Below are 15,402 nucleotides of genomic sequence, written 5' to 3'. Positions count from 1 at the left end.
GCGGGGGTGGCCCGACGCGCATCGAGTTGCATCACGTTGTTGGCGATGAAGAGGCTGTAGTAGCGGTAGGCGACCAGATAGATGGCCACGGCGGCGACGACGATCCAGAGGGCGTTGATGGGTTCGCCGCGGCGCAAGGCCACGACGCTCAACGCACAAGCTCCTAGAACAGCCACGGCAAACCAGGCGAGGTGTTTAACCAGACGGGTTGTCATTGCGTGTCTCCTGCCGATATCCAGAGGATTGCGGCGATTGTTTTTATAGTGTGCCCCGGCTATTCGGAGCCGGCCCAATATCCCTGCAATGGGTCAATAAATAAATCCGTAGTACTACGTAGAACCCCAATTCCCCCTGTGGGAGCAAGGCTTGCCCGCGATAGAGTCAATACGGTCTTTCATACACTGCGGCGCCTGCATCGCGAGCAAGCTTTGCTCCCACATGTCTTGCGCCACAGGTTTTATGCCTCATCCATGGGTTTGGCATATGATGCCGCCATTCGCCTCCCCGCCGAGCCCGGACAGGAGTACAGATGCTGCTCAAACACAAAATCGTCGCCCTCGGGATTTTGCCGCTGGTCCTGGCCATCGCGGTCATCTGCGCCCTGGTGATCTCGCTCAACCGCCAGTTGGGCGACCAGCAGGCACAACTGATCGAAGACAGCATCCTGGCGAGCAAGCGCGCCGAGTTGAAGAACTATGTCGAGATGGCGCAGAGCCTGATCGCCCCGCTGTACGACAACGGCCAGGGCGACGCACGGGCGCAACAGCAGGTCTTGGAAGAGCTGCGCAAGCTCAGTTTCGGCATCAACGGTTACTTCTTCGTGTACGACCGCCAGGGCCGCAGCCTCATGCATGCCCGCCAGTCGGAACTGGTCGGGCAGTACCTCTGGGACATGAAGGACCCCCACGGCCTGCCGGTCATCCAGGCGCTGATCAAAAGCGCCGAGTCAGGCGAAGGGTTCCAGCGCTATGCCTGGAACAAGCCCTCCTCCGGCCAGGTGACCGACAAACTGGCCTATGTCGTGATGCTGGACAAATGGGGCTGGATGCTCGGCACCGGGATTTACCTGGAGGATGTCGAGCGCGCCACCCAGCAGGCCCGTGACGAAGTCGCCCATGGCATCCACACCACCATGCAAGCCATCGCCGCGATCGCGTTGGTGGCGGTCCTGCTGGTGTTTGCCGGCGGCATGACCCTCAACGTCAGCGAACATCGCCTGGCCGACAAAAAGCTGCAGCGCTTGAACCAACGCATCGTCAGCCTGCAGGAAGAAGAACGCTCACGGGTTTCGCGCGAGCTGCATGACGGCATCAGCCAACTGCTGGTGTCGATAAAATTCCAGTTCGAACTGGCCAGCCACGTGTTGGAGAATGGCCAGGAAAACGGCCTGGGCATCCTGAAGAACGCCACCGACCGGCTCGGCGAAGCCATCGGCGAGATCCGCAATATCTCCCACGACTTACGCTCGTCCCTGCTCGACACCTTGGGCCTGCCCGCCGCCATCGGCCAACTCGCCACCGAATTCCAACAGCGCAGCGGGCTGGAAGTGTCCTACCGAAGCAACGAATTCGATTGCCGCCTCGAAAATGGCGCCCCTGTCTCGCTGTTTCGCATTGCCCAGGAAGCCCTGACCAATATCGAGCGCCATGCCGGGGCGAAAAGCGTCGGCATCACCCTGTTCGGCTCCAGCCAGTCCTTGCGCCTGACAGTGGTCGATGACGGCATGGGGTTCAACGTCCCGCAAGTGGAACGCGGCCATGCCGGCATCGGCCTGCGTAACATCCGCGAGCGTGTCGAGCATTTCGGCGGACGCCTGGAAGTGACGTCGGTGCCGGGCCGCAGCGAACTGGACATCCTGCTGCCCATGAATCTCTCGGTCACGGAAAGCTGATGCGCGCCCACGCCAACAGGAGCACTTATCAATGAACCTGCCTCCCGTGATTCGCGTCGCGCTGGTCGATGACCATTCCCTGGTCCGCGACGGCATCAGGGCCCTGCTCTCGGTAATGCCGCAACTGAACGTAGTGGGTGAAGCCGAGAACGGCGCGCAGGCGATCGAAATGGTCGGTCGCTGCCAACCGGACCTGCTGCTGATGGACATCGGCCTCAAGGACAAGAACGGGCTCGAGCTGACCCGACTGCTGGGCAAGCAATACCCCAGCCTCAAGATCCTGATCCTCAGCATGTACGACAATTATGAGTACGTGAGCGAGTCCGTGCGTTCCGGCGCCAGCGGTTACGTGCTCAAGAACGCGCCGTCGCGGGAAATCATCGCGGCCATCGAAGCCATCATCAGCGGCGGTACCTTCTACAGCGCCGAGATAGCCCAGCGGCTCGCCACCGACCCGCACACCGACAACGAGCTGACGCCACGGGAGAGCCAAGTCCTGGCGAAAATGGTCCAGGGCCTGAACAACAAGGAAATGGCCCGTGAACTGGACATCAGCGTACGCACCGTCGAAACCCATCGCCTGAGCATCCGCCGCAAGCTGAACATCGACAAGCCCGCGGCCCTGGTGAAATACGCGATCGACCACGGGATCATTTCCCGCTAGCCCCTTGCTACACTCCCCGGTCTTGTTCCCTTCCCTTGCGAGGCATCCAATCCCGATGAAAACCATAACAAGCTCGATGACGTTCTGTGGCCTGTTGGCGTTCTCCTGCAGCGCCCTGGCCGAGCCGGCACCCTCGCTGCTGGATCAGGTCCTGCAACGTGGCGAACTGAAGGTATGCACCACCGGCGACTACAAGCCCTATACCTTTAAAACCCAAGCAGGCGAATACGAAGGCATCGATATCGACATGGCGCGCTCCCTGGCCGCCAGCCTGGGCGTCAAGGTGCAATGGGTGCAGACCACTTGGAAAACCCTGATGCCGGATATGGTTGCAGGCAAATGCGACATCGGCATGGGCGGGATTTCGGTGACGCTGGAGCGCCAGAAAAAGGCCTATTTCAGTACCACTCTGGACGTGGATGGCAAGATCCCGCTGGTGCGTTGCGAAGACAAGGAGCGCTACCAGACGCTCGAACAGATGAACCAGCCTTCGGTGCGTCTTGTCGAGCCGGCCGGCGGCACCAACGAAGCCTTCGTCCGGGCGTTTCTGCCCAACGGCCAGCTCAGCTTCCATGACAACGTGACCATCTTCCAGCAACTCCTGGACAAGAAAGCCGACGTGATGATTACCGACGCGTCGGAAGCGCTCTACCAGCAAAAACTCAAGCCCGGCCTGTGCGCCGTCAACCCGACCCGCTACCTGCAATATGGCGAGAAGGCCTACCTGCTGCCGCGGGATGACAACACCTGGAAGATGTACGTCGATCAGTGGCTGCACTTGAGTAAAGCCAATGGCAGCTATCAGAAGGTGATTGGGCAATGGCTGGCGGTGCCTGAAGGCCAGTAACGAAACGGTGGTCGCGCACACTCGCCAATACCGGATTTGTGCGCGGCGCCAGGGTCTGGCATGTTGATCCTCTGAAGCGAACAGCCATGAGGCCCCATGCAAATCGAACTCTTGGAAATCAGCGAGCATTTGCATCGCTTTCCCCCATTCGATGACCTGCCCCAGACAACGCTGGAAGACATTGCCCGGCGTGTCGAGGTCGCCTATTTCAAGGCCGGCAGCCCTATCCTCGAAGCAGGTGCTGCCTTACATGACCTGCACTACGTACGCAGTGGTGCAGTCGAGGTGTATCGGCGCGACGGCGAGTTGTATGACCGTCTGGTGGAGGGCGATATTTTCGGTCAGGCCGGCCTGCTACGCAGCAACAAGGTGCGCTTTCCGGCCAAGGCCCTGGAAGATAGCCTGATCTATTTCATCCCGGCGGATGTCATTGCCCAATTGTGCAAGCGGCACGACAGCTTCGCCGATTTTGTCGAAGCCGAAGGTTACTCCAGGCTCAAATCGGCCGTTGAGGCCCAAGGGCGCGCGAGCGATCTGATCCAGCTTAAATCCCGAGCATTGATTTCCCGGAAACTGGTCTGGGTCACGCCACTGACCCGCGTCCAGGAAGCCGCACAGCTGATGACCGAACAAAGCGTTTCCTGTGTCGTCGTCCTGGAGCGGGCCGGGCATAACCCCGGGAAAATGCTCGGCATCGTGACCGACCGGGACCTGCGCACTCGTGTGGTGGCCGCCAACCGCAGCGGCGACACTACCATCGGCGAAGTGATGTCCAACGATCCGGTGTCCATCCAGGCCGACGACTCGCTGTTCGAGGCCATGCTGTGCATGCTTCGAAGCAACATTCACCATCTTCCTGTGATGCATAAGGGCCGCGCCCTGGGCCTGATCAATCTGTCGGACATTATCCGGCACGAGTCCCAGAGCAGCTTGTACCTGGTGAACAGCATCTCCAACCAGACCAGCGTCGAAGGTCTGCGATCATTGCTACGGGATCTACGCGGCACTTACATTCGCATGGTGCGCGACGGTGCCACCGCCCACATGATCGGCAGCGCCATTTCAGGCATTGGTCGCGCCTTCACCCAGCGTCTGCTCGAACTGGCGGAAAGGGAGTTGGGGCCGCCGCCGATTCCCTACTGCTTCATGGTGCTGGGCTCGATGGCCCGGGATGAACAGTTGCTGGTGACCGACCAGGACAACGCCCTGGTGCTGGATGATCGTTTCGACCCGCCCCTGCACGATGAGTACTTCAGGAAGTTGGCCACATTTGTCAGTGACGGGCTCGCCGCGTGCGGCTTCAGTTACTGCAAGGGCGGGATCATGGCGACCAACGCCCAGTGGCGTCAGCCGTTGCGAGTCTGGCGCGACTATTTCACCCAGTGGATTGAAAAGCCGAACGCCGCCACCCTGCTTAACGCTTGCATTTTCTTTGATCTGGACGGGGTCTATGGTCGGTTGGAAATGGTCAACGAGCTCAAAGCGCTTTGCGCTGAAAAACCAAAGGCCACGCCAGCCTTCCTGGCGGCAATGGCGCGTAACGCACTGAACAGGACACCGCCCCTGGGTTTCTTCCGCACGTTTGTCATGGAAACCGACGGGGAGCAAAAACAGATCATCAACCTGAAGGGACGTGGCACGGCGCCCCTTACCGACCTGATCCGAATTCATGCGTTGGCTTGCGCAAGTACCGCACAAAACTCCTTTGATCGACTCGAAGCCATCAGCACGACGAAATGGCTGCAACCGCAAGCCATCGATCATCTACGCTACGCATTGGAGTTCCTGTCGATGGTGCGCATACGGCACCAGGTCCATGCCATCGAGCAGGGCCAGACGCCAGACAACTACATCGAGCCCGAGCGCTTTTCAACCATTGAGCGCCACAACCTCAAGGAAGCGTTCCAAGTGTTGAGCAATGCGCAAAAATTCTTGCGCTTCCGCTATCCCGGCCACGCGCGGCCAACACGATGAGCGCTTCACGGAACCCGAACAGGCAGGCAACACCAGACTGGCCGGCGCGCTTTGCACAGCTGGCACAGCAAGCCAGACACCCTCTCTTGCAACGTTTCTACCAGGCCGGCGTTGCCAACGGACAGACGCCGCTGGAGCAGGTGGACCTGCTGGCCTTGGACCTGGAAACCACCGGGTTGGATGCCCGTATCGACAGCATCGTCAGCATTGGCCTGATACCGTTGACGCTAAAGCGGATACGCTGCGGCGCAGCGCTGTACTGGATCATCAAACCCGCGCGATTGACCCACGAATCGGTAACGTTCCATCGCATCACCCACGCAGATATTCGCCATGCCCCCCGGTTGCCGGACATCATGGAACAGCTGCTGGAAGCAATGACGGGGAAGATCATGGTGGTGCACTACCGGGCCATCGAACGTGATTTCCTGGATCAGGCGTTTCGTCACCATTGGGGAGAAGGTCTGCAATTTCCAGTCATTGACACCATGCAACTCGAGGCGCGGCAGGTCCGGGGCCCTCGCAACTGGCTAGACCGACTGTTGCAACGCCCTCTCGCGTCCATCCGGCTGGCGGACAGCCGACCGCGCTATCACCTGCCGCCCTACCACGCCCATCAGGCCTTGACCGATGCCTTGGCCACGGCCGAACTGCTGCAAGCCCAAGTCGCCACTCACTACAGCCCTGACGTTGCGATTGGAGAGCTTTGGGACTGAGGCCGACGATGGACTCTTTCCATCATCGGCACTCGTCGCCCCTCAGGATCGCGGTTCGGACAACAATCCCTTGACCAGCGAAATGCAGCCCAGCAGCAGGACAATGGCGAAGGGCAATCCGGTGGAAACTGCCATGGCCTGCAAGGCAACCAGCCCCCCTCCCAGCAACAATGCGATGGCGATCACGCCTTCAATGACCGCCCAGAAGACCCGCTGCGGAACGGGCGCGTCAACCTTTCCTCCCGCCGTGATCGTATCGATCACCAGCGAGCCGGAGTCCGAGGAGGTGGTGAAGAACACGATCACCAGCACAATGCCCAGCAGCGACGAAATTTCCTTGAGGGGCAGCCCTTCAAGCATGACGAACAGCTTGAGTTCCAGCACGGCATCCGTCACACCGCTAAGCCCCCCCAGGGTGGCCTGATCAATGGCCGTCCCGCCAAAGGTCGTCATCCACAGCACCGACACCAGCGAAGGCACCAGCAATACCGAAATCAGGAACTCACGAACGGTACGGCCACGACTGACCCTCGCGATGAACATGCCCACGAACGGCGACCAACTGATCCACCAGGCCCAGTAGAACGCGGTCCAGCCCTGGGTGAACTCAGTGTCCGTGCGCCCGAAAGGATTGGACAATGCCGGCAGATATTCAACGTAGGTCACCACGTTCTTGAAGAACCCGGTGAGGATGGCCAGGGTTGGCCCCACGACAATGATGAACAGGAGCAACAGGAGCGCCAGGCCCATGTTGATTTCGGACAACAGCTTGACCCCCTTTTCCAGCCCGGCAAGTACCGACCACAGCGCAATCAGGGTGATGCCGATGATCAACAATACCTTGCTGACGTTGGTGGAGCGGATACCGAACAGGTGCTCAATCCCCGCAGCGGCCTGCTCGGCACCGATACCCAGCGATGTCGCCAGCCCAAACAGCGTGGCGAAGACCGCCAGGATGTCGATGATATGACCGGGCCATCCCCAGACACGCTCGCCCAACAGAGGATAAAAAATCGAGCGTATCGACAGCGGTAAGCCTTTGTTGAAGGAAAACAGCGCCAGGGACAACGCAACGATGGCGTAGATGGCCCAAGGATGCAGACCCCAATGAAAGATAGTCGCAGCCATCGCCAAGTCCGCGGCGCCTTTCATGTCACCCCTTGCGCCCTCAAGGGGAGCCCAATCCGTACGCACGCCACTGGCATCGACCGTGACGCCGCCCATTGCGGCGGCGTAATGCGACATCGGCTCCGCAACACCATAGAACATCAGCCCGATGCCCATCCCGGCGGCGAACAACATGGAAAACCACCCCAGGTACGTATGATCCGGTGTGGCGTCGCGACCACCCAACCGAACCCTACCCAGAGGTGAAACAATCAGCGCCAGGCACAGTAATACGAAGATATTGCCTGCGCTCATGAAGAACCAGGCCAAGTGCCGGGTCAACCAACTGCGCATTGCGCTGAACAGCGGTTCGACTTCGTTTTGCAGGGCTAATGTCATGACGACGAACAGCAAAACGGTGGCGGCAGAGATCAGGAAGACTTTGCCATGGATATCCAGAGAGAACGAAAACTCACCGCTAATATTGTCCTGTCCTATGACATAGTCGGTTTCAATGAGATTTGCCTCGCCGCTGGGGGCTGGTATTCCCTCCGTGCCGGGCGCCTGGGATTTTCCTGATAGATTGCCTACAGGATTTTTACCCACGTGAACCTCCTTTGATATATGCCACGCGCATGCGTGCCATGGCCTGATTAGTCCTGCCGCTCCAAAATGAAAACGAGATGAGCGTGCCATAGCCTAACAAGTCTGGAGGCATGACCAGGGCATCGAGACCGGCCATGACTGTTCTACAAACGCCAATACGCTCCTAGGGCAAGGCGGCATCTCTGGTTCATGCCTTGGAAAAATTCGGTCGCAGACGCAACGAAGGGCGCCGAGACACTGCTCCGACGCCCTTCATCCCCCAATAGGGTGTGACTTCAACTCAATGGGCGGCACGCACCTTGGCAATCTCGTCATACATCGTCTTCACCAGGTCCCCATCCAAGGATTTAGCGAACTTGTCGACCACCGGTTTCACCCGCTCACGCAAGCGATCTTTCTCGGCTGGGCTGATCTCGTTGACGGTCATCGCAGCCGCCAACGTGGCCTTGGCCTTGTCCATGCTCGCCGCCGTGACTTCACGCTGGAATGCTTGCGCCTCGGCCGCGGCCGCGCGAATCAGCGCTTTCTCATCGTCGTTGAGGCGGTTCCAGGTTTTCTGGCTGATGATCAACGACTGCGGGTTGAAGATATGCCCCGTGACGGAAAGATACTTTTGCACCTCGTAGAACTTGTTGCCCTCAATCACCGTGAAAGGGTTTTCCTGGCCGTCGATGGTGTGCTGCTCCAGGCCGGTGTAGACCTCTGGGAACGCCATCGGCACCGGGTTGGCGCCCAGGGCGGAGAAGGTCTCCAGGTAGATCGGCGACTGGATGACGCGAATCTTCAGGCCCTGCATGTCTTCAAGCTTGGTCACCGGGTGCTTGCTGTTGGTCAGGTTGCGAAAACCCAGGTCCCAATAACCCAGCCCTACCAGCCCTTTGCTGTCCAGTTGCGCCGCCAGTTTCTGCCCGACCGGCCCATCGATGACCGCATGAGCTTCCTCTACGTTGTTGAACAGGAACGGAAAATCGAGCATGGCGTAATCCGGTGCCTGGGCGGCCAGGATGCCGGAGTTGAGCACCGTGATGTCCAGTGTGCCGCCCTGCAACGCCGATACCGTTTGCACATCACCGCCCAACGTACCGCCAGGGAACAGGCGGACCTTGAGCTTGCCGCCGCTCTTTTCGCTGAGCAGGTCGGCGAACTTCTGTGCGCCCTGGCCCTGGGGGTGTTCCTTGACGTTCTGGAAGGCGAACCGCAGGGTTCGTTCGCGGATCTCGTCCGCGTGGCTGGCCGCGCCGGTCAACAGCAAGCCCGTCGCGCACGCGCCGGCCAGCAGGGTTTTCATCAGTTTTCCCATGTCACTCTCCGATCGTTATTGTTTTTAAGGTCGAGCTAACAGCACCGGTGTTATCCGGTAAAAAATTTCAATGGCCCCAGGACCAACTGCGGGAACAGGATCAACAGGAACAACACCACAAACTGCGCAAGCATGAACGGCCACACCCCACGCACGATCTCCTCGAAGTCCAGCTTGGCCACCCCGCAAACCACGTTGAGCACAGTGCCCACCGGCGGTGTGATCAGGCCGATGGCCGTGTTGATCAGGAACAGCACGCCGAAGTACACCGGATCGATCCCCGCCTGGATGACGGCTGGCATCAGCACCGGGGTGAGGATGAGGATGGTCGGAGTCATGTCCATCACCGTGCCCACCAGGATGATCAGCACCATCATTACCAACAGCAGAAAGGTCTGGTTGTCCATGAACGGCGCCAGCAGCTCCGCCAATTGGCCCGGCAGATCGGCGATGGTCACCAGCCACGATGAAACCATGGCCGCCGCCACCAGCAGCATCACCACCGAGGTGGTCTTGGCCGAAGACAGGATCACTTCGTACAACTGGCTGACTTTCATTTCGCGGTAGATCACCAGGGACACGAACAGCGAATAAACCGCCGCGACCACCGCTGCTTCCGTCGGCGTGAAGATGCCGAATTTCAGGCCCAGGATGATGATCAAGGGCAGGCCCATGGCCCAACTGCCGTCGAGCAACGTGCGCAGCACTTCGGCACGAGAACGCTTGGGCGGTGTCTCGACGTTTTCACTGCGAGAGATGTACCACCAAGCCACGGCCAGCGAAGCCCCAAGCATCAGCCCCGGCACGATACCGGCCAGGAACAGCTTGGAAATCGACACCCCGGACGCCACGCCAAAGACGATGAAGCCAATGCTCGGCGGAATGACCGGCGCGATGATGCTGCCGGCGGCGATCAGGCCGGCCGAGCGCCCGCGGTTATGCCCGGCCAACACCATCATCGGCACCAGCAGCGCCGCCAGGGCCGCCGCATCGGCCACGGCCGAACCGGAGAGCGAGGCCAGCAGGCAGGACGCGATGATCGCCACGTAACCGAGACCACCGCGCTTGTGCCCTACCAGCGCCATGGCAATGTTGACGATGCGTTTGGACAGGCCACCGACGTTCATGATTTCGCCGGCCAACATGAAGAACGGCACAGCCATCAGCGGAAAACTGTCCGCGCCGTTGAGCAGGTTCTGGGCAATGATTTGCGCATCGAACAGATCCAGATAAACCATCAACGCCACGCTGACCACGAGCAAGGCAAACGCGATGGGCATGCCCAGCGCCATGCTGCCCATCAAGGACCCGAGGAAAATAACCAGTGTCATGGGTGGGTACTCTTGATGGGGTCAGCGGTGGCGGCGTTATGCGTGATCACCTCGGCGTCGTTGTCCTTGACCATCACCAGCTCGTCATCCCCCAGCTTGCCGAACAGCGCCAGGTAGAGCTCGTAGAGCAGGATCGGCGCAGCACTGGCGCCGAACACCAGGCCGGCGCCATAGAACAGCGCCATGGACAATCCCGACGCCGGGGCGACTACATCCAGGTTGATCGCCGCCTGTTGCCAACTGCCACTGAAGATCAGCCAGCAGATGTACAACATCAGCAGATGGCCGATGACCAGGCAGATACGCTTGCCGACCGCCGGCAAGCGCTTGACCAGGCTGTCCATGCCCAGGTGGGCACGGTCCTTGAGCGCCACCAGGGCACCGAGAAAAATCATCCAGACGAAGAACCAGCGCGACAGCTCCTCCGACACACTGATGCCCGAGTTGAACGCATAGCGCAGCACCACATTGCCGAACACCAGCACGATCATCGCGACCATGCACAACACGATCAGCAGCTTCAGCAGCTTGAAATACAGATCCACGACTTTTGTCATCTTGGAAACCTCCGAGGCTTGTCGAGCGCCCACGTCCCACTGGCGCGATAACTTCTGCAACAGCACTGGACCGCTATCGGATCGAACCTGGGAGGCTGGGGGATGCGTTAGAAAGATGGATCAAGGACAAAGCGTGGGGCGCGCGAATGGGCATGGGGTTTCCTCTATTTTTATTATGGTCTTTGCCACGATGGGCAAGACAGGTGCCGCTAAAATGTACCACCCGGTTAGTTTGGTCAATAACCCAGGCAGGTGCACCACACAAAGCGTGCGATTATCGGTCGGGAGGCTTCGACGACTAATGGGTACCTGGCTTAGGAGCAATCCAATCGGCGTAACTTTCTTATTGCAAGTAACGACTGTGCCTAGTGGGATTTTGCATTTGGAATGGATCCATTTTATTTAATATAAAAACTCAAAATAAATTGAACTTTCAATAGATAATTAAGTTCGCGACCAACTCATTAGTTCTTAAAGCCGTTACCACGACGACTTACAGGCGTCATTCCAGTGGCACGCCGCATTTGGGAACAACGTAAAATAAGGCGCCAAAAAAATCACGGCGCCACGCCTTTTAGTATCAATCGAGTATTAAACAGGCACGAAAATACAAAAAATACCTTTAATATCAATAGCTAATTGAAGTTAAAAAAATCAGAAATCCAACCTTTGCTCCACCACCAAAACACCTTTAAAAAATTATTAATCAACTTATTCATATAAACCTTTGCGCTCACGATGTTTGGTGCTATTAATTCTCCGCCCCGAACTTCAAGATGCCACTACGTCACTTCCTGTGCACGTCAAGCCGCTGTCTGACACCGGGCCAACTTAACTTAAATCGCTTGTTTGCTCGAACGCCCCCATCGCGTCCGGGCGGGCTGTTGTGCGGCGCAGCAAACTGCGCGAGGAAGGGCGTCATCGCAACTCATCATCCACGCATCAGGATCCTCTCGATCTTCGGCACCCGTCCGGAGGCCATCAAGATGGCGCCCTTGGTCAAGGCCCTTGCCGCCGAACCGGGCATCGAGTCGCTGATCTGCGTCACCGGCCAGCATCAGAGCATGCTCAAGCAGGTACTGGATCTGTTCGAGCTCAAGGCCGATTTCACCCTCGACGTGATGACGCCGCACCAGACTCTCAACTCCCTGACCGCCGCGTTGTACGCCGCCATCGACCCGGTGCTGGAACAAACCCGGCCGGATCGGGTGCTGGTTCACGGCGACACCACGTCGGCCATGGTGGCTTCGATGGCCGCCTTCCATCGACGCATCCCCGTCGGCCATGTGGAAGCCGGCCTGCGCACCGGAGACATCTACAGCCCTTGGCCGGAAGAAATGAACCGACGGTGCATCGACCTCGGCGCCGATCTGCTATTCGCCCCCACCGGACAGTCCCGCGATAACTTGCTGGGGGAACGCCTGCAAGGCCGTTGCCTGGTGACCGGCAACACCGTGATCGACGCGCTGCAACTGACGGCCCGGCGCATCAACGACGATGCCCGGTTGCGTAGCGAACTGGACCAACAGTTCCCGTTCCTGCAGACCGGACGCAAACTGCTGCTGGTGACCGGCCACCGCCGGGAAAACTTCGGCGAGGGCTTCCTCGACATCTGCAAGGCCCTGCGCCACCTGGCCCAGCGCCCGGATATCCAGATCGTCTACCCGGTGCACCTCAATCCCAACGTGCTGGGCCCGGTGACCGAGCAACTGGGCGAGTTGCTCAATGTGCATTTGATCAAGCCGCTGGACTACCTGGCGTTCGTGCGCCTGATGCAACACGCCCATGTCATCCTCACCGACTCCGGTGGCGTGCAGGAAGAAGCGCCGTCCCTGGGCAAACCGGTGCTGGTGATGCGCGACGTCACCGAACGCCCGGAAGCAGTGGCGGCGGGCACGGTGCGCCTGGTCGGCACCTCGCCGGCATCGATCATCGCCGGCGTGGATGCGCTGTTCGACGATGACGCGTCATGGCGCCGCGCCTCACAAGCGGCCAATCCTTATGGCGACGGCAAGGCCAGCCAACGCATCGTCGATACCTTGATGGGCCGCCCGGTCGACGACTTTGTCGTGGCCCCGCTGCCTGCCCAACGGCAGCCCGTCTATCGGTCGCTGTCCGAGCCACGCGAGCTGCTCGCCGATTTCAACTGAACAACTGCTATTCCCCTTATCAGATCGAGACTTGCCTGAATGAAGCCTTCCGTTGCCATCCCTACGGGTGCGCTCAGCGCCCTTGCCTGTGGCTTGAGCCTGCTCGCGCTCATGCCGACCTTTGCCCTGGCCGCGGACAGCCCGCTGACCCAGGCCATTCATCGACTCAACGCTGATACCCGCCAGACACGTGAGGTTCGCTTGAGCGACCTGGGCATCACGGCGCCGATCCTCTTGAGCGCCAGCGACGCCCGCCGCGAGCTCTACCTGCCGGTCCCCGCCGGCGTTACCCTCGAAGACGCGACGCTGCAACTGGACGCCAGCTACCTCAATGGCGAAGGCGGCCGCAACACCCTGCTGCTGTCCCTCGACGGCTACCCGGTGCGTGCCGAAGGGCTCAGCGAGGCACAAGGCGATGCCAGCGCCAGGCTCGGCGTCGACAAGGCCGCACGTGACAACGGTCTGGTGCGCCTGGGCGTTGCCTGGTCCTCGATAGTGTCTCGACCATTGTGCGAAGACGATCGGGTCATCGGTAATGTGCTGCGCATCCAACCTGAAACACGCCTGAACTACAGCTACGACGCCAGCCAGTTGCGCGACGTCGGTGCGGCCTGGGCGGCCCTGCCCGGCGAGCCCGGCATTCTCGTTGCGCCCGGTTCATTGTCCGCCGCCAGCTACGATTCAGCCTGGCGCCTGGGCGTGGCGCTGGAGCGCATCGGCAAACACAGCCGCATCCTGCCCTTCCCCGCCGTGCAAGACAGCGTGGACCTGGGCAACCTGCACATCCCTGCCGAGTTATTGAGCATTCCGGCCTTCGCCAGCCTTAATGGCAAAGGCCCGCACACCTTGGCCAACCCGGCCGAGATCGGCGCACTGCTGGTGTTAGGCCAGACCCCGAACGTCCAGGCTGACCTGGCGATCAACGAGCCTGCGCTGCTCAAAGCTATCAACCAATCCCTGGACGCGTTGCAAAGCCAGGTCCAGGGACTCGACACGACTGCGGCCAGCGCACTGACCCAGTGGCGCGAACAGCACATCAACGCAGCACTCGCAGGCGCCGGCACTGACAACGTACGCCTGGCCCTGCTGGGCACTCGCCCGGTGCTGATGATCGCCCCAGAATCCACCGGCAAAGCCTTGTCCCTGCTCGGTACGGCCTGGAGCAAACTGGCGCGAAGTCGCCAATTGACCGTGAGCGAAGCGCAAACGCCGTTGAGCGAAGACGGCCGTGTGGTCCTGTCGCGACTGGGCGGCGCCCCCGGCACTTTCGACGTGGCGTCACGCTTCGACTGGAGCACTACGTTTCCCCTGGGCAGTGTCGCTTATGACGGTCGCCTGCCCGTCACGGCCGTGGTGGACGTCTCCGCCGCCCCGGGGGCTTCCGATACGGCACCGGTGGCTTCACTGTTTTTCAATGACTTCCTGATTGGTGCGCAGCAACTGACCCCCAACGGTGAATCGCAACGCATCCAGGCCCATATCCCACGTTACGCCCTGGGGTCGCAGAACATATTGCGCGTGTCGTTCCAACGTCAGCCGGTCAGCGACCGCTGCCTGGAAACGCCGCAAGCCTTCCCAGTGTCGGTCCTGCCGACCAGCCATATTGTCGTGGAAAAAACCTCGCTGGACGACGATTTCTCCGGCCTGGCCGCACGCTTCGCCGCCGACACCCAGATCCTGGTGCCCCAGGCCTACCTCGACCAACCGGCCAGCAGCCTGGCGCGGGTCATTGCGGTGGCTGATGCCAGCGGTGTATCGCCGCTGCGAGCGCAGCTCAAGGTGAGCGCTGATCCAAAAGCCGTCGTCAGCCCGGACAAAGCCTTCCTGGCCTTCGAGTTGGCGCTCAAGGGCAGCCAGGAATCGGTCCAGGTCGACGAGCAGGGTCGCCTGCGCATCAACCACAAGGACCAAGCGCTGCTGGACATACAGCCCCTCAACCAATTGGCCTCGCTGCAAGTGGTGCAGAGCTCGGGCCAATACGGGCTGGTCTATCGGACCCTGGGCAATCAGCCGCCAAGCCTGGCCAAGCCAATCGTGCTGACCCGTGGCGACGTGGCGATTCTGGGCAACAACGGCGCCGTGGCGATCCTCGATACCCAGGACCCCAGCGGCAGCCTGTTGATCGGCCGCGAGGAACCCAAGGGGCTGGATGCCTGGCGCAAACCGTCGCTGCTCTGGCTGATTCCAGGCGCCATTATCCTGTTCCTCCTCTTGTTGCTGGCAGGCCGTAGCGCCCGTCGCAATCGCCAGTAACGGTAC

At 60.1% G+C, this 15,402-nt stretch carries 12 protein-coding genes; 7 read left to right on the top strand and 5 right to left on the bottom strand.

Annotation, left to right across the window (positions count from 1 at the left end):
* On the bottom strand, window positions 1-215 hold a 215-nt coding region (locus AC3A5O_RS14650; RefSeq protein WP_440776351.1), incomplete at its 3' end, for a carbon starvation CstA family protein.
* A gap of 314 nt (window positions 216-529) precedes the next feature.
* Between AC3A5O_RS14650 and AC3A5O_RS14645 the strand changes: the two genes are divergently transcribed.
* The 5 genes from AC3A5O_RS14645 to AC3A5O_RS14625 all read left to right on the top strand — a co-directional run bounded on the left by AC3A5O_RS14645 (window position 530) and on the right by AC3A5O_RS14625 (window position 6,092).
* On the top strand, window positions 530-1,891 hold the full coding sequence (locus tag AC3A5O_RS14645; protein ID WP_305470917.1) for a cache domain-containing protein: 1,362 nt from the start codon (window positions 530-532) through the stop codon (window positions 1,889-1,891).
* Window positions 1,892-1,922: 31 nt separating this feature from the next.
* Window positions 1,923-2,555 (top strand): response regulator, encoded by a 633-nt coding sequence (locus AC3A5O_RS14640; RefSeq protein WP_354339596.1) that lies wholly within the window; start codon window positions 1,923-1,925, stop codon window positions 2,553-2,555.
* A gap of 55 nt (window positions 2,556-2,610) precedes the next feature.
* Window positions 2,611-3,402 (top strand): transporter substrate-binding domain-containing protein, encoded by a 792-nt coding sequence (locus AC3A5O_RS14635; RefSeq protein ID WP_122569422.1) that lies wholly within the window; start codon window positions 2,611-2,613, stop codon window positions 3,400-3,402.
* Window positions 3,403-3,498: 96 nt separating this feature from the next.
* On the top strand, window positions 3,499-5,376 hold the full coding sequence (locus tag AC3A5O_RS14630) for a DUF294 nucleotidyltransferase-like domain-containing protein (RefSeq protein ID WP_305470913.1): 1,878 nt from the start codon (window positions 3,499-3,501) through the stop codon (window positions 5,374-5,376).
* Window positions 5,373-6,092 (top strand): 3'-5' exonuclease, encoded by a 720-nt coding sequence (locus AC3A5O_RS14625; RefSeq protein ID WP_305470912.1) that lies wholly within the window; start codon window positions 5,373-5,375, stop codon window positions 6,090-6,092. Before AC3A5O_RS14630 ends, AC3A5O_RS14625 begins: the two co-directional genes overlap by 4 nt.
* Window positions 6,093-6,134: 42 nt before the next feature.
* Here AC3A5O_RS14625 and AC3A5O_RS14620 read toward each other — a convergent pair whose 3' ends face one another.
* From AC3A5O_RS14620 to AC3A5O_RS14605, 4 genes are all read right to left on the bottom strand, one after another.
* Window positions 6,135-7,895 carry a BCCT family transporter gene (locus AC3A5O_RS14620; protein ID WP_122569425.1) on the bottom strand — a complete coding sequence of 587 codons (1,761 nt, stop codon included), beginning with the start codon at window positions 7,893-7,895 and terminating at the stop codon, window positions 6,135-6,137.
* A 190-nt stretch (window positions 7,896-8,085) separates the two neighbouring features.
* Window positions 8,086-9,105: a TRAP transporter substrate-binding protein gene (locus AC3A5O_RS14615; protein WP_305470909.1), complete on the bottom strand. Its 1,020-nt coding sequence runs from the start codon at window positions 9,103-9,105 to the stop codon at window positions 8,086-8,088.
* A 50-nt stretch (window positions 9,106-9,155) separates the two neighbouring features.
* Window positions 9,156-10,436: a TRAP transporter large permease subunit gene (locus tag AC3A5O_RS14610; protein WP_305492315.1), complete on the bottom strand. Its 1,281-nt coding sequence runs from the start codon at window positions 10,434-10,436 to the stop codon at window positions 9,156-9,158.
* A complete protein-coding gene (locus AC3A5O_RS14605; RefSeq protein WP_305470908.1) occupies window positions 10,433-10,993 on the bottom strand; it encodes a TRAP transporter small permease in 561 nt (186 codons plus the stop codon). The genes AC3A5O_RS14610 and AC3A5O_RS14605 overlap by 4 nt, the downstream gene beginning before the upstream one ends.
* 920 nt (window positions 10,994-11,913) lie before the next feature.
* Between AC3A5O_RS14605 and wecB the strand changes: the two genes are divergently transcribed.
* Complete coding sequence (gene wecB, locus AC3A5O_RS14600) at window positions 11,914-13,143, top strand: non-hydrolyzing UDP-N-acetylglucosamine 2-epimerase (RefSeq protein WP_122569479.1); 1,230 nt, start codon at window positions 11,914-11,916, stop codon at window positions 13,141-13,143.
* A gap of 39 nt (window positions 13,144-13,182) precedes the next feature.
* Complete coding sequence (locus tag AC3A5O_RS14595; protein WP_305481487.1) at window positions 13,183-15,396, top strand: hypothetical protein; 2,214 nt, start codon at window positions 13,183-13,185, stop codon at window positions 15,394-15,396.
* Window positions 15,397-15,402: the final 6 nt, after the last annotated feature.

The organism is Pseudomonas sp. Soil_N_39 (assembly GCF_057655955.1).
The sequence above is the reverse complement of the archived record's forward strand: the minus strand, read 5'-3'. Positions and strand labels throughout refer to the sequence as shown.